Annotated in this window: 14 protein-coding genes; 4 read left to right on the forward strand and 10 right to left on the reverse strand. The window is 62.7% G+C overall.

Annotation, left to right across the window (positions count from 1 at the left end; translation table 11 throughout):
• Positions 1 to 802: 802 nt before the first annotated feature.
• Entirely contained in the window at positions 803 to 1,060 is a 258-nt protein-coding gene (locus YY7_RS0129755; protein WP_028166417.1) for a hypothetical protein, read from the forward strand.
• A gap of 4 nt (positions 1,061 to 1,064) precedes the next feature.
• Here the strand turns inward: YY7_RS0129755 and YY7_RS0129760 are convergent, their stop codons facing one another.
• The 3 genes from YY7_RS0129760 to YY7_RS0129770 form a co-directional block, all read right to left on the reverse strand.
• Positions 1,065 to 2,408, reverse strand: a complete 1,344-nt coding sequence (locus tag YY7_RS0129760; protein WP_028166418.1) for a PQQ-dependent sugar dehydrogenase — start codon at positions 2,406 to 2,408, stop codon at positions 1,065 to 1,067.
• 105 nt (positions 2,409 to 2,513) lie between these two features.
• Positions 2,514 to 4,121 carry a DHA2 family efflux MFS transporter permease subunit gene (locus YY7_RS0129765; RefSeq protein WP_028166419.1) on the reverse strand — a complete coding sequence of 536 codons (1,608 nt, stop codon included), beginning with the start codon at positions 4,119 to 4,121 and terminating at the stop codon, positions 2,514 to 2,516.
• A complete protein-coding gene (locus YY7_RS0129770; protein ID WP_433994535.1) occupies positions 4,118 to 5,146 on the reverse strand; it encodes an HlyD family secretion protein in 1,029 nt (342 codons plus the stop codon). The genes YY7_RS0129765 and YY7_RS0129770 overlap by 4 nt, the downstream gene beginning before the upstream one ends.
• Positions 5,147 to 5,445: 299 nt before the next feature.
• Between YY7_RS0129770 and YY7_RS0129775 the strand changes: the two genes are divergently transcribed.
• Positions 5,446 to 6,180, forward strand: a complete 735-nt coding sequence (locus YY7_RS0129775) for a DUF72 domain-containing protein (protein ID WP_028166421.1) — start codon at positions 5,446 to 5,448, stop codon at positions 6,178 to 6,180.
• 108 nt (positions 6,181 to 6,288) lie between these two features.
• On the opposite strand, the gene YY7_RS0129785 is transcribed toward YY7_RS0129775, so the two are convergent.
• Positions 6,289 to 6,549 carry a hypothetical protein gene (locus YY7_RS0129785; protein WP_028166422.1) on the reverse strand — a complete coding sequence of 87 codons (261 nt, stop codon included), beginning with the start codon at positions 6,547 to 6,549 and terminating at the stop codon, positions 6,289 to 6,291.
• A 169-nt stretch (positions 6,550 to 6,718) separates the two neighbouring features.
• Here YY7_RS0129785 and YY7_RS0129790 point away from each other — a divergent pair, with 169 nt between their 5' ends.
• Positions 6,719 to 6,970, forward strand: a complete 252-nt coding sequence (locus tag YY7_RS0129790; protein ID WP_035691250.1) for a hypothetical protein — start codon at positions 6,719 to 6,721, stop codon at positions 6,968 to 6,970.
• Positions 6,971 to 6,998: 28 nt separating this feature from the next.
• On the opposite strand, the gene YY7_RS0129795 is transcribed toward YY7_RS0129790, so the two are convergent.
• Positions 6,999 to 7,217 carry a DUF6894 family protein gene (locus YY7_RS0129795; protein WP_028166424.1) on the reverse strand — a complete coding sequence of 73 codons (219 nt, stop codon included), beginning with the start codon at positions 7,215 to 7,217 and terminating at the stop codon, positions 6,999 to 7,001.
• A 173-nt stretch (positions 7,218 to 7,390) separates the two neighbouring features.
• Between YY7_RS0129795 and YY7_RS0129800 the strand changes: the two genes are divergently transcribed.
• Positions 7,391 to 7,822 (forward strand): CBS domain-containing protein, encoded by a 432-nt coding sequence (locus tag YY7_RS0129800; protein WP_028166425.1) that lies wholly within the window; start codon positions 7,391 to 7,393, stop codon positions 7,820 to 7,822.
• A 252-nt stretch (positions 7,823 to 8,074) separates the two neighbouring features.
• Here YY7_RS0129800 and YY7_RS53200 read toward each other — a convergent pair whose 3' ends face one another.
• From YY7_RS53200 to YY7_RS0129840, 5 genes are all read right to left on the reverse strand, one after another.
• Positions 8,075 to 8,323: a hypothetical protein gene (locus tag YY7_RS53200; protein WP_155255372.1), complete on the reverse strand. Its 249-nt coding sequence runs from the start codon at positions 8,321 to 8,323 to the stop codon at positions 8,075 to 8,077.
• A gap of 7 nt (positions 8,324 to 8,330) precedes the next feature.
• Entirely contained in the window at positions 8,331 to 8,534 is a 204-nt protein-coding gene (locus YY7_RS0129820) for a hypothetical protein (RefSeq protein WP_028166426.1), read from the reverse strand.
• A gap of 162 nt (positions 8,535 to 8,696) precedes the next feature.
• A complete protein-coding gene (locus tag YY7_RS0129825; protein ID WP_028166427.1) occupies positions 8,697 to 8,906 on the reverse strand; it encodes a hypothetical protein in 210 nt (69 codons plus the stop codon).
• Between the two features lie 406 nt (positions 8,907 to 9,312).
• Positions 9,313 to 10,809: a sensor histidine kinase gene (locus tag YY7_RS0129835; protein ID WP_035691260.1), complete on the reverse strand. Its 1,497-nt coding sequence runs from the start codon at positions 10,807 to 10,809 to the stop codon at positions 9,313 to 9,315.
• 15 nt (positions 10,810 to 10,824) lie between these two features.
• Positions 10,825 to 17,106, reverse strand: coding sequence for a HAMP domain-containing protein (locus tag YY7_RS0129840; protein WP_028166430.1), 6,282 nt, complete (start codon positions 17,104 to 17,106; stop codon positions 10,825 to 10,827).
• Positions 17,107 to 17,163 lie beyond the last annotated feature (57 nt).

Below are 17,163 nucleotides of genomic sequence, written 5' to 3' on the forward strand. Positions count from 1 at the left end.
GATGGGTGTGACTGACGAGCACACACAGCACGGACGGCGAAGTCGTGTGGTCCTGGCGCCCCGACGCTGGCGCTAAGTTTCGTGCGAACACATTCGCACTAGACGACGGTGGCAAGAAAGCCCGGTCACCGGGGAGAGTACGAAGTAAGCCGTAACACCATCGCGCAGGGAAAGCCGGAATGCTTCGGTTGAACCTGTGGTCCTACTCCCGTGCTTTTTGTTGCACGGGACCCATGGGTGCAACCGGCACCCGGCTTTCCCTGCGCCCTCTGTTCGATGAGAGGGTGAAAGTGATGCAAAGCTCGGGCAGCGAATGCCGCGAGAACGCGGACTCACATCCTCTCGCTGTTTGACAATTGAACCGTGATCTCTCCCCACGTCGTCCCGGGCTTGCCCGCCTCGGCGAAGCCCCTTGGCGTGGCCGGGACCCGGGACCCATAACCCCAGGCCTTTGTTGCATGCTCCGCTACCACCGCTTGCTTCTGCCACAACCACAGCCTGTGGTTATGGGTCCCCGCCTTCGCGGGGACGACAGCGTAGGATGGGTAGAGCGCAGCGAAACCCATCCTCCGCGGCTTGCGTCCAGCGGGCCCACAAATTCAGCAAACGTGTTGTGCCCGCCGGTGAGATCGTCGGCCGGAAGCCTTAATTGCTGCATGATGCTGTGCCGGAAATGGTGTGCACGTCGTAGGCATCTGCCTTGCTGGATGCAATCCAACGATGGCGGTACGCCGTGGCTTTACGCTGGCGCGCCCTGGCTTTACGCTAGAATGTACCTTGCTCCAATGCGGGAGGTGTGGCGATGCCGAGAAAGGGAATCACCGGCCACGACGAATGGGTCATCACCGAGGCGCTGGCGACGGCGCTCGTCGCCCTCGAGCAGCTTCCCTCAAAACACCAGCCGCGTCCGCACATGGAAGACATCCGAAAGCTGCTTGCCGCCGGCTGCGATCGCGGAACCGTCACCCTGCATCTGGCGCAAGCGAAGTGCCGGCTGTTTCCCGACGCCGATCCGCTGGCGATTTACGAGGAATACGGGCTCAGCGACGGGCAAGGCTAAGAGGCTAGCGGCTGATCCGCCAGATCGTGCCGTTGGCGTCCTCGGAGATCAGCAGCGTGCCGTCGCGGGCCACGGCAACGCCGACCGGGCGCGCCCAAACCTCGGAATCGTTGATCACGAAGCCGGTCGCGAAGTCCTCGTATTCGCCGGTCGGCACGCCGTCCTTCAACCGGATGCGGATCACCTTGTAGCCCGTGCGCTTCGACCGGTTCCACGAGCCATGCAGGGCCGCGAATATGTCGCCGCGATACTCGGCGGGAAAGCTCTGGCCGTCATAGAACGTGAGGCCAAGCGAAGCGGAATGCGCCTGCAGCAGCACGTCCGGGACCGTGACCTTGTCCTTCAGGTCAGGCCGCGCGCCAGCGTGCCGCGGATCCTGGTTGGCACCGATGTAGAGCCATGGCCAGCCGTAGAACGCGTTCTCGCGGACGCGGGTCACATAATCGGGCACGAGGTTGTCGCCGAGGCCATCGCGCTCATTGGTCGAGCACCAGGGCACGCCCGTTTGCGGCTGGATCGCAAGTCCGACGCAATTCCGGATGCCGGTGGCAAAGGTGCGCTGGTTCTTGCCGTCGGGATCGAAGGCCAGCACCGCCGCGCGGTCGGCCTCGTTGCCCCAGGCGGCACCGAGCGGGCGCTCGCGCTTCCAGGCTTCCAAGCCACCCGGTGGGGTACCCATACCCTCCCCCGAATTGCCTGCCGAGCCGACCGAGACCAGCATCCGCTTGTTGTCGGGCGTAAAGACAATGTCCCGGGTCGAGTGACCCGAGCCGTGCGGCAGCTTGGCGACGACTGTCTCCGGCTTGCCGGAAGCCTTGAGGTCGCCATTGCGATAGGCAAAGCGGACCACGCTTCCAGTGTTGGCGACATAGAGCCATTGCGGGTTGTCGCCATTCGGAAAGAAGGCGATCCCAAACGGACGATCGAGGCCGCTGGCGTAGACTTCGTTGATCGTGGGCTTGGTCGCCCCATCGGCGGCGCGCAGCACCCGGATACGCCCGGCGCGCGTCTCGGCCACGAAGATGTCGCCGTTCGGCGCGGTCTTGATGATGCGCGGCCCGTTCAAGCCGTCGGCGAACAGATCGGCCTTGAACCCTGGCGGCACTTGAGGAATTGCGGAGGCCGTTCGCGGCACCACCCGCGACATGTTCGCGCTCGATGGCGTCGCGCCGGGTTTGGGCAGATCCTGCGGCGTGATCAGGCGCAACGTGCCGGGCTTGTCGCGCCGCCAATCGCCATAGGCTTCCTGTCCCTTCAGCACAGCAGGCTGTGCGCTTGCAGCCGCTGCATTCATCAACTCAAGCAAGGCCGCCATCGCGACGCTCGCTGCAACTGGCTTCCAGGGCATTTCATATCCTCACGCGAGACGATGATCTCGCGAACACGCATCCATAGCCCAGAACCTTGGCTGGCTCATTTCACAATCGCGTCTGTGGTTGCGACGATTTGGCCGTCAATGTCCTCTTGCCGGCGCGTTGAGATCGATCGAGCGCATGCTCAGCGCGAGCGGGATCATCAGGGCGCCGATGACGGCGAGCGTCCAGAACACATCGATATAGGCGAGGAAGTCGATCTGGCGCTGCAATGTCTGGCCGACCCATGCGATCGCCTGCGAAGCCGCCTCGGAAGCGTTGGAGCCCTGCGTCTGGAAGTAGCGCGTCATCGCATCGATGGTCTGCTGGTAACCGATGTCGGATGGCGCGGCGTGCTCGACCAGCCGGCTCTGATGGAATTGCTGGCGTTGCGCCAGCACGGTCTGCGCCAGCGCGACTCCCATCGAGCCGCCGATGTTGCGCGCGACATTGATCAGCGCCGACGCCTGGTTGGTCTTCTCCGGCGGCACGCCATCGTAGGAGGCCGTCGTCACCGGCAGGAACAGGAACGGCAGCCCGATGCCGAGAAAGATGCGCGACCACGCCGCATAGCCATAGGAGATATCCTGGGTGAGCCCCGTGAGATGCCACATCGAGAGCGTCACGATGACGGCGCCGACCATGATCAGATATTTCGGCTGCACGCTGCTCACGAGCCTGCCGACGATCGGCATCATCATCATCGTGAAAATGCCGCCCGGCGACAGGGCGAGGCCTGCGAGAGTCGCGGTGTAGTTGAGCTCGGCCTGCAGCAGTTGCGGCAGGATCTGGGTGGTCGAAATCAACACTGCACCGGTACCGAGCATCACCAGGAAGCAGGCGGCGAACTGCCGCTGGCCGAGCAGGCGAAGCTCGATGATCGGCTCCTCGCGCGTCAGTTCCCAGGGGATCAGCGCCAGCAGGCAGAAGCCGGAAATCAGCGCAAAGCCCAGGATCATGTTGGATCCGAACCAATCGTTGCGCTGGCCTTCGTCGAGCACGAATTCGAGCGAGCCGAGCCCGATCGCAACCAGAGCGAAGCCGACATAGTCGACACGAAGTCCTTTGCGGAGCAATGCCCTTCGCTCCTCCTCCGCACCCGAGGGTTCGTTCACCAGCGTCCCGACAAGGAACAGCGAAAGCAATCCCATCGGTACGTTGATCAGGAACACCCAGTGCCACGAATAAGTATCAGTGATCCAGCCGCCGAGCGTCGGCCCGATCACCGGCGCCACCACGACCGCGATGCCGTAGATCGCAAACGCCTGGCCGCGCTTGGCCGGCGGAAAGGAGTCGGCGAGGATCGCCTGCTCGGAGGTCGCCATGCCTCCTCCGCCAAGGCCTTGCAGGATACGGAACAGCACCAGAGATTCCAGGCTCCAGGCAAACCCACACAACAGCGAGGCCACGGTGAAGGTTGCCACGCACATCATGTAGAAGCGCTTGCGTCCGATCACGGTGGCGAGCCAGCCGGAAATCGACAGCACAATCGCGTTGGCGACGAGATAGCTGGTGATGACGTAAGTGCTCTCGTCGATCCCGACCGCCAGTCCGCCCGCGATGTGGCGCAGTGCGACGTTGGCGATCGTCGTGTCCAGCACCTCCATGAAGGTCGCGATCGAGACGACGAAGGCGATGAGATAGGGATTGTGTCCACCGGCGGCGGAGCGCTCCGGCGACCAGCCGCCGGCCTGCGTCGCGTCCGTCATCGTACTTTCGTCCACGGCACGACCGACATGCCGGGACCGACGGGCACGTCGGCGGGCCAATGATCGACCACGATCTTCACCGGCACGCGCTGCACGACCTTGACGTAGTTGCCGGTTGCGTTCTCGGCCGGCAGCAGGCTGAACGCCGTCCCCGAGCCGGGCTGCACCGAGTCCACGCGTCCGGTCAGTTTGCGGTCCGGATAGGCGTCGATCCTGAACTCGACCGGCTGGCCTGGGCGCATGTCGCGAAGCTGGGTCTCCTTGTAGTTGGCGACGATCCAGACCTCGTCGGGCACGAACATCATGATGCTCTGCCCGGCCATCGCGTACGTACCCTTGGCGCCGCTCAGCTTGACGACGCGCCCGGACTGGGCCGCTGTGACGTTGGTGTATTCGAGATTGAGCTTGGCCTGATCGCGCTGCGCCTCTGCCTGTTGCAGCGAGGCCTTGGCGCTCTCGCGTTGGGCCTGCAGCGGCTTGATCCCAAGCTCCGCCACGGTTACCGCCGTCCTCGCACGCGTGGTGTTGGCCTGCTGCGCTTCGAGATCGGACTTGGTCTGCTGCTGACGCTGCAGCGTGCCGGCGCCCTTCTGCAGAAGATCGTCGGCGCGCGCGGCCTCCTGCTGCGCGAATTGCAGTTGCGCTTCGGCTTGCGCGAGTTGCGCTCTCGCCTGGTCGATCTGGGCCTGCTGGCTGGTGATCTGAGCTTCGAGATTGGCGATGTTGGCCTGCGCGGCTGCAACCTGCCCTTCGGCCTGGTCCACGGCGATCCTGTAGTCGCGATCGTCGATACGGGCGAGGAGATCGCCCGCATTGACGTGCTGATTATCGGTGACGGGTACGTCGACAAGGTAACCGCCGACCTTCGGAGCAACCGAGAAGCTGCGGGCAGCGACGAAAGCATCGTCGGTAGATTCGTAGTTGTGGACTTCGAGCCAATAGACGACGCCGCCAATCAGCGCAGCCAGGAGAACGCAGCCGCCTATGATCGCCAACAACCAATGCTCGCGGAGCCGATCGCGCATCGATGGCTTCTCGGGCGCAGTCGGCGGGCTGTCTTGCGTTTCGCTGACATCCCTGAATTCAGGCTTCTGTTCGGGAGCGCGTTCCGGAGGCCGCGTTTCTTCTGCGGACGGCCCATGCTCTCGGGTCATGGCATCCACGACAGCACCTCAAGCGAAGGAGATCATTTGCAATCGATTTGGCTAACCGCGCGGTCAGACCATGGTTCCGGCGAACGACCGGGATTACCGATTGGAATTGGAACCCTCACACAGAGTGCCGGTTCTCTGTGCTTCATTTCGCTCCAACGCATCGCGAGTTTATGGCGCGTATTTTGATCGGGACATCGGGCTGGCACTATGATTCCTGGCGCGGGCCGTTCTTCCCTAAAGGCCTGCCGCTCAAGAACCAGCTTCGCTACTACGCAAGCCAATTTCCGACCACGGAATTGAACGGCGTCTTCTATCGCACGCCAACGCCCGAAGCGGTGAAGGGCTGGCGCGAGCAGACGGATCAGGATTTTGTCTTCGCCTGGAAGGCGTCCAAGTTTATCACACATTGGAAGCGCCTGTCGGAGAACTCGGTCAACAGTCTCGAGCTGCTCGAAGCTCGCCTGTCGCTGCTGGGAAACAAGGTCGGTCCCATCCTGTTTCAACTGCCGCCGCAGTTTGAGGCCAAGCCGGATCGCCTCGCCTCCTTCCTCAAGCTGCTGTCGAAGGAGCGCCGCTACAGCTTCGAGTTTCGGCACCCAAGCTGGTATGCCCCGAAGGTCATGCGACTGCTGTCCGATGCGAACATCTCGCTGTGCATTTCGGACCATCACGACGCGCCGGCACCGTGGAGGCGCACCGCCGATTTCGTCTACGTCAGAGGCCACGGCCCCGGCGGCCGATATAAGGGCCATTATCGCGATGCGACACTGGTGGAGTGGGCCAAGCGCATTCGTTCCTGGAAGAAGCAGGGCTGCGACGTCTACGTCTATTTCGACAACGACCAGAAGAGCGCCGCGCCCGCCGACGCGGCTGCCCTGCGACAATTGATTGAAGGGGGAAAGTAGGAACCAGCAGATCGAGCGTCTCGATCAGCTGTTGCAGCCGGTTGATCAGGCAACTTTGCTGACGAAAAATGCCGGCTCATGGCCGACATTTTTCTTGATCGCATCGGTCTAATATCGGCCGCCCGATTGCGTCCCCTTGTCGCTCTTGGTCCCGGCACCATGGCTGGAAGGATGGGCCGCGCGGCTCGAACCGCCGCCAGCGCCGGTCGTCATGCCCTTCTTATTCATGTGCGTACTCGTATGCGGTGTCGCGCCAGGCCCGACATTGCCCTCGCTGGATGCACCGGGCGCGGGCTGGGCCTGCTGCGCGAGCGCGCCGCCGGCAGACAATGCCAGAACGCATGCAGAGGCCAGAATGATCTTCTTCATCGGTATCTCCTTGGATTGACCTTTCGGCACAACCCGGCGCCGCCCGAACCGGTTCCTACCGCCGTGGACGCAAGTTCGTGCGTTTCGCCATCCACGCTCAATAGATCGCGAGAACACTTAGGAACCAAACACGGCAAACCGGGTTCCCCAGTAAATTCGAGGAACCGACATGTCGGCATGGTTCAAGGACGAGTCCTTTCCCGTGCTGCTGGAGAGCGCGGTACAGATCGCGTGGGACTACCTCAGGCGGGCTGGCGAAATCGATGACCCGGTGGAAGCACACCATTTCCTGATCGAGAAAGTCGCCTTCATGATCAGCCAGGGCCAGCACAACAGGCTTGTGCTGTCAAACCGCGCCATTTCCGCGTTTCAGCAATACAAGCGCGCACGCACCATCGAGCTGTCGTTGATTTCGCGATAAGATCGGTCATAGGCGCAGCGCGCCTTGCCTAGTGGATGATGTCTAGCGGCAATCGACAAATCTCGTCACCGTCTTCGTTGGTGACAAGGATCGAGTAGTGCCTGTTCTTCAGGTCCGGGTGTTCGCCGAGCAGCCGCCGTGCGATGTTGTCGGCCGAATCCATCGCGGCAATATCGTCAGCGAGTTCCGCGCCGCCTTGATCGGCAACCGTCTTGGTGTTGACGAGATCGAAATGGTAGAGCGGCATTTTGCGCTCCCGCCTGGCATCGTCTCACCCGAGTCACCCGAGACTACGCACGACAGCCCGACTTGGTTCCCGGTCGCAGCCGCCGTTCGGTCCCGCCTTGAAAATCCTGCGGCCCGAAGGAACGCCGATCCGCAACATCGGTTAGGCGCTAAACGACGACAGCGAGGTCTGCCATGAGAGTTTGCGATGCGATGACCCCCGACGTTCAGCTCTGTACTCCTGAAGATAGCTTGAAGGATGCGGCAGAGGCTATGGGCGCACTCGGCGTCGGACTGCTGCCGGTCACCGAGAACGACCGCCTCGTCGGCATGGTGTCCGACCGCGATATCGCTATTCGCGGCGTCGGCATGGGCCGCGGGCCGGAGGCGCGGATCCGGGACGTCATGACTGCCGAGGTGAAGTACTGCTTCGAAGATCAGGATCTCGACGAGGTGACGGCAATTATGGGCGAGATTCAGGTCCGTCGCATGCCCGTACTCAATCGCGAAAAGCGTTTGGTCGGTATCATTGCGCTCGGCGATATTGCGCAGGCCAACGGCGGTGACAGCGCTGGCGTGGCGCTGAGCGAGATTTCTCGTCCCAGTGCCCAACATGCACAGCTATAGCGATGCACGAGCATCAACACGACAAAGTCAGCCTCAACCTAGACCTGCTTTGCGCGACATTGGCGATCGTCAGCGCGGCACTGCTCACGGGGATGCTGAGATATCTGCTGGGATGAACAGTCCCAACCATGTGCGGCAGACCGCCGGTTCGCCGACCGTGTCCCTATACTTGCCGAGTTTCCTGATCGCCGCTGGCGTCGTTATCGCCTTGGGTGCGATCGCTTGTTCGCGAATGGCTTATGTCGAATCCGACTAGATCCCGTCGGTTCTGGTTGACGAGGCTCGGACGTCGAAAGATGCGATCGGGGCGACGGCGCCATCTGACGTGAGCTGCTGCTCATCCTTCGTCTCGAAAGTCATCGAGAGGCCGCCCGTTGGATCGATGGCTCGCTCGAGCCATTTGATCGATTCTTCGATCCAGTGATCGCTATTTGCTGGATCGGCTTGCGCCCTCGCCCGGCAGGCATCGGCCTGCGCCAGACAGGCAGCCTTGCGATCCATCGTCATCTCAGCGCGGCGATTGCAGGCCGGGCGATGTCAGCCACTCGTTCAGATGAGCGGCGGTTTCCGCTTGCCTTGCCTTCTTCAGCAATGCGTCGCGCGCCTCACCTTGCGGCAACTGCTCGGCTGCCGCGCGTGCCTCGTCTGCCGCTCTCTGGAGCCGCTCGTCGAACGGCACGCTGTTCTTTCTTCGATTGCGCTTTGCCGTCATGGAAGTCTCCCGCTTCGCAAGTGAGTATAGAATCGCGCTTCCAACAATCTATCGTCGCTAACTCAGGTTACTTCGCGCGAACAAAATAAACGGCTAGGCGGGAACGGATCACTCGAAAAACAGCCCAACAGGCCTCTCTTGGCAACCCTCGCTCCTCCGCAGCTAAGGCTTGGACTGCATGGCGGCTTCGCCCTGCTCCCGCGCCGGCACGCTCACATGCACTTCATGGCCCTGCCGAATCGCCAAAGATGCAGCAGCGACGGCCGATTCGAACGCGGATTCCTTGGTCGCATATTCACCGTTCACAACGCCGTCATGCAGCACTCCCCATTGGTCGCGAATTGGCACGATGGCGTATTGCGCAAGTCCCATCTTCCTCTCCGTTGCAAACGTCTTCGCGATTACTTCTTGTCGGGATCGTTCGGGCGAACGGTCATGTTGCTCTCGGGCATTCTGTCCCGGCCGGCGTCGCCATTGTTGTCCCGCCCGCCTGAAGTCGATGTCCCGCTACCGCTCCGGCTCGGCCTCGTTGCACTGCCGGTTGTCGGTGCGGAGCCTGGCGTGGCGGAGCTCGCGGCCGGGTCTCCCGTGGTCGATCCGCGCCCGCTCGGTGCGCCACCCGTTTGCGCCAGTGCGAGCGCGGGGCACAGCATGAATCCGAAAGCCAACGCAATTCGTGTCAGTTTCATCGCAAGCCATCCTTAAGACGTCGATGAAACTAATCGGCCAGTGACGAGAACGTTCCTAATCGCGGCTTCCGATGCCTGATCCGTCGCGGCTATGCAGTGCGCGAACTGAGCGCCGGCTCCGATCCTGGCGCATTCATATCTCGATATGAAGCAGCCTCCGTGCGCGGCTTTCCCTGCAACGGCACCGTTAGGCGACAGACCAGGCCTTCAGGGCGCCAATCGAAATCGGCATTGCCGCCAAGCTGGGTCTCGATGCTGGCGATCACGCTCCTTGTGCCGAATCCCTTGGAGGTCGGCTTGGTCACGCGCGGCCCACCTGTTTCAACCCACGCCAGGATCAGCCTATCGCTCTGCACTTCCCAGGTGATGGCGAGCCGGCCTGACAGCGAGGAAAGGCTGCCATACTTCGCGGAGTTGGTGACGAGCTCGTGCAGCGCCAGCGCCAGCGTTTGCGCCGTGGCAGGCTCGAGCTGGACCTCCGCACCCTCGTACTGGATTTGTCCGGCTTCCGAATACGGCGCTACTTCTTCGGCCACCAGTCGCCGGATTTCCGCGCCCTGCCAGCTCGACAGCGACAGCACGGTGTGAACCCGCGCCAGCGCCGTGATCCGGCCCTCGACCGCCTGCACATAGGCGTTGACATTCTGCGCGCGCGTCAGCCGTACGATCGACTGCGCCAGCGCGAGAGCGTTCTTGGCGCGATGATCGACTTCTCGCGTGAGCAGGCTCTGCCGTTCTTCGGCACGCTTGCGATCGGTGATGTCGACGGTGACGCCGCTGACCCGCACCACGCGGCCCTTCTTGTCGGTGGTCGCAGCCGCCGTGCCGACGCACCAGCGCACCTCGCCGTCGGGACGGATGATGCGGAATTCGGCTTCATATGATTTCACGCCCTTCGCGAACTCGGTCCAGGCCTCGCGCAAGCCATCGAAATCCTCGGGATGAAACAGCGCTTGAATGTTCGCGGATGTCAGCTCGAAGCTCTTGGAATCGACGCCAAAGATCTTGTACTGGCCATCGTCCCACATCCAGTCGCCGTTGACCCAGTCCCAGTCCCAGGAGCCCATCTTGCCGGCGGCAATCGCCATGCTGCGGCGCTGTTCGCTTTCGACCAGCCGCGCGGTCGATTGCTCGAGCTCTGCGGTGCGCGCGCGGACGCGGTCCTCAAGCTCGGAATTGAGCCGCTCCAACTGCCGGGTCTTGCGGTAGAGCTCGGCGAAGACACGGATCTTGGCGCGCAGCACTTCCGGCACCACCGGCACCGGAACGTAGTCGACCGCACCCATCTCATAGCCGCGCAGCCGGTCGAAATCACTGACCTGGATCGCCGAGATGAAAATCATCGCGGTCTTCTGAAAGCGCGGATGTTCGCGGATCATGGCCGCGAGCTCGAAACCATCGAGCTCGGGCATGCAGACGTCGACCAGGATGACCGCGACTTCGTTCTTGAGCAGAAACTCGAGCGCTTCCCGCCCCGACGCGGCCACCACCAGATTCTCGCCGAGCTCCTTCAGGATCACTTCATAGGCCAGCAGCTTCGCCGGCTGATCGTCGACCAGAAGGATGTTTACCTTTTCATGGTCCATCATCTTCATGCCGCTTCAGCGATGTAGCCACATGCGGATGGCGAGCAGCAATTGCTCGGTGTTCACCGGCTTGGCCAGATAATCCGACGCGCCCGCTTCCAGGCATTTCTCTCGGTCGCCCTTCATCGCCTTTGCGGTCAGTGCGATGATCGGAAGACGGGCAAGCGCCGCATTCTGCCTGATCACGCCGATGGTCTGATAGCCGTCCATCTGCGGCATCATGATGTCCATCAGGACGATGGCAATCTTGGGATTGGATTCGACTAGCGCGATCGCCTCGTGGCCCGTCGTAGCCGTCAGTACCTTCATACCACGCCGTTCGAGCACGCTGGAAAGCGCGAAGATGTTTCGCGCGTCGTCGTCGACGAGAAGCGCCGTCTTGCCAATGAGATCCTCATCGGAACTGTTAAGTTTCTCGAGCATCCTCTGCTTTTCAATCGGCAATTCCGTGATGACACGATGCAAGAACAGTGACGTTTCGTCGAGCAGGCGTTCCGGGGATTCGACGCCTTTTACGACAATGCTGCGCGCCATTGTGTGAAGCTCGGCATCCTCCTCGGCCGAGAGTTCCCGTCCGGTGAAGACTACGATCGGAACATTGGACAGGCTTTCATCCTTGCGGATTTCGTCGAGCACCTCAAAGCCGCTCATATCGGGCAGCCGCAGATCAAGTACGACGCAGTCGCAAGGGATGCTTCGCAAGGTCGAGAGCGCCCCGGCTCCGGTACCGGTGGTGACGATCTCGACGTCCTTGTGATCCAATAGTTCCTTGATGCTGAGCCGTTCGGCCGGATTGTCCTCCACGATCAGAAGCCGCTTGCGTCGCGGCCTTGCATATTCCTTGATCTGGGCGAGCGCCGCGCTGACGCCCTCGGTCGTCGTGGGCTTGTTGACGAACGAGAAGGCGCCGCGCGCCAGCGCATGCTGCCGGTCCTCGTCGAGCGTGATGACCTGCACCGGTATGTGCCGGGTCAGCGGACTGTGCTTGAGCTGGCTCAGCACGGTCCAGCCGAGCATGTCGGGTAGGAACACATCGAGCGAAACCGCGGTCGGCTGGAACTGCTTGGCGAGGTCCAATGCCTCGGCGCCGCGGTTCGCGACCAGGACCTTGAAACCCTTGTCCCGTGCGAGATCGACCAGGACCCGCGCGTAATGCGGGTCGTCTTCGACGATCAGGAGGATCATATCTCCGGGCTCGAGATCGAGCCGGTCGTCCAGCACCTCCGCCACGCGCTCCTGCGTTGCGGGCGCCTGCAACGCCGGCGCACCGCCCTGCGATAAGGGCAGCGCGGGGGGCACGCGAAGCGCAACGCTCGGGCCGGAATATTTCAGCGGCAGATAGAGCGTGAAGGTACTGCCCCTGCCGGGCGCACTTCGCAGATGGATCTCGCCGCCGAGCAGGCTCGCGAGCTCGCGGCTGATCGCAAGGCCGAGACCGGTGCCGCCATATTTGCGGCTGGTGCCGGCGTCCGCCTGCTGGAACGCTTCAAAGATCAGCTTCTGCTTGTCCAGGGGGATACCGATGCCGGTATCGCTCACCTCGAAGGCAACGACCGCGGGTGCGGTATTGAGAATTGGATGCTCGGCGCTCCAACCGCCGACCGCGGCCGAGACGGTCAGCTTGACGCCGCCCTCGGCGGTGAACTTGAAGGCGTTGGACAACAGGTTCTTCAGCACCTGCTGCAGGCGCTTGGAGTCGGTGACCATGCTGCGGGAAAGCGTCTCGTCGACCTCGATGCTGAACGACAGATGACGGTTTTCCGCCTCATGGCGGAACGGTCGGCCGACGGTTTCGAGCAGGCTCGATGTCAGGATTTCCTCGGCGTCCACGGTCACGGTACCGGACTCGATCTTCGAGAGGTCGAGGATGTCGCTGATCAGATTGAGCAGGTCGGTGCCGGCGCCGTGGATGGTGCGGGCGAATTCAACCTGCTTGGGCGCAAGATTGCCTTCGGGATTATCCGAAAGCTGCTGGCCGAGGATCAGGATGCTGTTCAACGGCGTGCGCAGCTCGTGCGACATGTTGGCCAGGAATTCCGACTTGTATTTCGAGGTCAGCGCAAGCTCGCTCGCCTTTTCTTCCAGCGCACGGCGCGCCTGCTCGATTTCCTGGTTCTTGCGTTCGACCTCAACGTTGCGTTCGGCGAGCTGTTGCGCCTTCAGTTCGAGTTGCTCGTTGGTCTGCTGCAATTCCCGCTGCTGGGCCTGAAGCTCGCCCGCGAGTTGTTGCGACTGCTTCAGCAGACTCTCGGTCTGCATTGTCGCCTCGATACTATTGAGCAGGATGCCGACGCTGTCAGTGAGCTGCTCTACAAAGGTAATCTGCGAGGCGGTGAACGACGCGAGCGAGGACAGCTCGATCACAGCCTTGACCTGGTTCTCGAACAGGACCGGGAATACCACCACGTTCTTGGGCAGCACGCGCATCAGCGCCGAATTCACCGGGACCACGTCATCAGGAATGTCCGAAAGCAGCCGTTGCCGCTTGTCCAGTGCGCATTGGCCGATCAGTCCCTCGCCCAAGCGCACGATTGATGGATGCGGTTTGGCGCCGTCGTCGGCATAGGCGGACAACAGACGCAGTTGCGGGATCTCGGCGCTCTCGACCTGGTAGATCACGCCCATATGCGCGTTGATCACGGGCGCCAATTCGGTCAGCAGCAGCCGTCCCACGGTCGACAGATCGCGCTGCCCCTGCAGCATATTGGTGAACCTGGCGAGATTGGTCTTCAGCCAGTCCTGTTCGGTATTGCGGTCCGTCGTCAAACGGAGGTTACCGATCATGGTGTTGATGTTGTCCTTGAGCTCGGCCACCTCGCCGCGGACGTCGACCTGAATGGTGCGGGTCAGGTCGCCTTTTGTCACCGCGGTTGCGACCTCCGCGATGGCGCGGACCTGCGAGGTCAGGTTGGCGGCCAGCAGGTTGACGTTGCCGGTCAGATCCTTCCACGTGCCGGCGGCGCCGGGCACGTTGGCTTGCCCGCCGAGCCGGCCCTCGACGCCGACTTCGCGCGCCACGGTGGTGACCTGATCGGCGAACGTCGCCAGGGTCTCGGTCATGTTGTTGATGGTGTCGGCGAGCGCGGCCACCTCGCCTTTCGACTTCACGGTCAGGTTCTGCTTCAGATCGCCATTGGCGACCGCCGTCACGACCTTGACGATGCCGCGCACCTGCTCGGTCAGGTTGGCGGCCATCACGTTCACGGTATCGGTCAGGTCCTTCCAGGTGCCGGCGACGCCGCGCACCTCAGCCTGGCCGCCGAGCTTGCCTTCGGTGCCGACTTCGCGCGCCACGCGCGTCACTTCGCCCGCAAACGCGTTGAGCTGATCCACCATGGTGTTGATGGTGTTCTTCAGCTCGAGGATTTCGCCCTTCACGTCGACGGTGATCTTGCGCGAGAGGTCGCCGCGCGCCACCGCAGTCGTGACTTCCGCGATGTTGCGCACCTGCGTGGTGAGGTTGGCCGCCAGCAGGTTGACGTTGTCGGTGAGGTCCTTCCAGGTGCCGGCGACGCCAGGCACCACGGCCTGGCCGCCCAGCCGGCCCTCGGTGCCGACCTCGCGCGCCACGCGCGTTACTTCAGCCGCGAAGGAGCGGAGCTGCTCCACCATCGTGTTCAGCGTTTCCTTCAGGAGCAGAATCTCGCCGCGGACGTCCACGGTAATCTTCTTCGACAGGTCGCCGCCGGCGATCGCGGTCGCGACCTCCGCGATGTTGCGGACCTGGGCCGTCAGGTTCGACGCCATGAAGTTGACGTTGTCGGTCAGGTCCTTCCAGGTGCCGGCGACCTCCGGCACTTCTGCCTGGCCGCCGAGCTTGCCTTCGGTGCCGACCTCGCGCGCCACGCGCGTGACTTCGGAAGCGAAGGCGTTGAGCTGGTCCACCATCGTGTTGATGGTGTTCTTCAGCTCAAGGATTTCGCCCTTCACGTCGACCGTGATCTTGCGCGACAGGTCGCCGCGCGCCACGGCGGTGGTGACTTCCGCGATGTTGCGGACCTGGGCGGTCAAATTGCCGGCCATCGAGTTGACGCTGTCAGTGAGGTCCTTCCAGGTGCCGGCCACGCCGGGCACATTGGCCTGGCCGCCGAGACGCCCTTCAGTGCCGACCTCGCGTGCGACGCGCGTCACCTCACCCGCGAAGCGGTTGAGCTGGTCGACCATGGTGTTCAGCGTTTCCTTGAGCTGCAGGATCTCGCCGCGCACGTCGACCGTGATCTTGCGCGACAGGTCGCCGCCGGCGATCGCGGTCGCGACCTCCGCGATGTTGCGCACCTGCGCCGTGAGGTTGCCCGCCATCGAATTCACGGAATCGGTCAGGTCCTTCCAGGTGCCGGCGACGCCAGGCACTTCCGCCTGGCCACCCAGCTTGCCGTCGGTGCCGACCTCGCGTGCGACGCGCGTCACTTCGCCCGCAAACGCATTGAGCTGGTCCACCATGGTGTTCAGCGTCTCCTTCAATTGAAGGATTTCGCCTGACACGTTCACGGTGATCTTCTTCGACAGGTCACCCTTCGCCACCGCAGTTGCGACTTCCGCGATGTTGCGAACCTGGCCCGTCAGATTCGATGCCATCGAATTGACGCTGTCAGTCAGGTCCTTCCAGGTGCCGGCAACGCCGCGCACCAGCGCCTGTCCGCCGAGCTTGCCTTCGGTACCGACCTCGCGCGCCACGCGCGTGACTTCGGACGCGAAGGCGTTGAGCTGGTCGACCATCGTGTTGATGGTGTCCTTCAGCTCCAGGATTTCGCCGCGCACGTCGACCGTGATCTTCTTCGAGAGGTCGCCATTGGCCACGGCCGTCGTCACTTCCGCGATGTTGCGGACTTGGGCGGTCAGGTTGGACGCCATGAAGTTGACGTTATCAGTCAGGTCCTTCCAGGTGCCGGCAACGCCGAGCACGTTAGCCTGACCGCCGAGCTTGCCTTCGGTGCCGACCTCGCGCGCGACGCGCGTCACTTCGGACGCGAACGCGTTGAGCTGGTCCACCATGGTGTTCAGCGTCTCCTTCAATTGAAGAATCTCGCCTGACACATTCACCGTGATCTTCTTGGAAAGGTCGCCCCCGGCGATCGCAGTGGCGACGTCGGCGATGTTGCGGACCTGGGCGGTCAGGTTGGACGCCATGAAGTTCACGTTATCAGTCAGGTCCTTCCAGATGCCCCCGACACCGGGCACCTGGGCTTGGCCACCGAGCTTGCCTTCGGTGCCGACCTCGCGCGCGACGCGCGTCACTTCGCCCGCGAAGGCGTTGAGCTGGTCGACCATCGTGTTGATGGTGTCCTTCAGCTCCAGGATTTCGCCGCGCACGTCGACGGTGATTTTCCGCGACAGGTCGCCGCGCGCCACCGCGGTCGTCACGTTGGCGATGTTGCGCACCTGCGCGGTCAAATTGCCGCACATCGCATTGACGGAATCGGTCAGGTCCTTCCACGTGCCGGCCACGCCGGGCACGATCGCCTGGCCGCCAAGCTTGCCGTCGGTACCCACCTCGCGCGCGACGCGCGTCACTTCGGACGCGAACGAGCGCAATTGGTCGACCATGGTGTTGATCGCTTCCTTCAACTGCAAGATCTCGCCGCGGACGTCGACCGTTATCTTCTTCGAAAGGTCGCCATTGGCGACTGCGATCGTCACCTCCGCGATGTTGCGGACCTGACCTGTCAGGTTGTTGGCCATCGAGTTGACGCTCTCGGTCAGATCTTTCCAGACACCGGTCACCTCCGGCACCTGGGCCTGCCCGCCAAGCCGGCCCTCGACGCCGACTTCCCGTGCCACGCGCGTCACTTCCGACGTGAACACGCCGAGCTGCTTGATCATCGTGTTGACGATGTTCGCCGACTGCAGGAATTCGCCGCGCAGTGGCCGCCCCTCGACGTCAAGCTGAACGGTCTGCAGCAGGTCGCCTTGTGCGACCGCCGCGACCGCGCGCGTCACTTCCCGGGTCGGCCACAAAAGGTCGTCGATCAGCGTGTTGATCGAGCCTTCCATGTCCGCCCAAGAGCCACTTGAAAGGCCGAGATTCACCCGTTGGCGGGTCTGTCCCTCGCGGCCGACGACTTGGCCGACGCGCTCGAGCTGCTGGGCCATGCGCTCGTTCGCCGCGGCGATCTCGTTGAAGGCGTCCGCTATCTTGCCGTCGATCCCGAGATAGTCGCCGCGCATGCGCGCAGTGAAGTTACCGGCCCGCATCGCCTGGAGCGATTGCAACAGGTCCTGGGCGGGATCGATCTTGCCGTTTTGTTTGTTACGGCGGGGTTCGCCACGACTACGAGGAGCCGGACCCAAATCGCTCATAAAATTCCCCCTGCACGCTGGCCGGCTTTAGATTTTCGAAGTTCCGGACCATCGGAT

Origin of the sequence: Bradyrhizobium elkanii WSM2783 (assembly GCF_000472865.1) — a bacterium.
GTDB lineage: Bacteria > Pseudomonadota > Alphaproteobacteria > Rhizobiales > Xanthobacteraceae > Bradyrhizobium > Bradyrhizobium elkanii_A.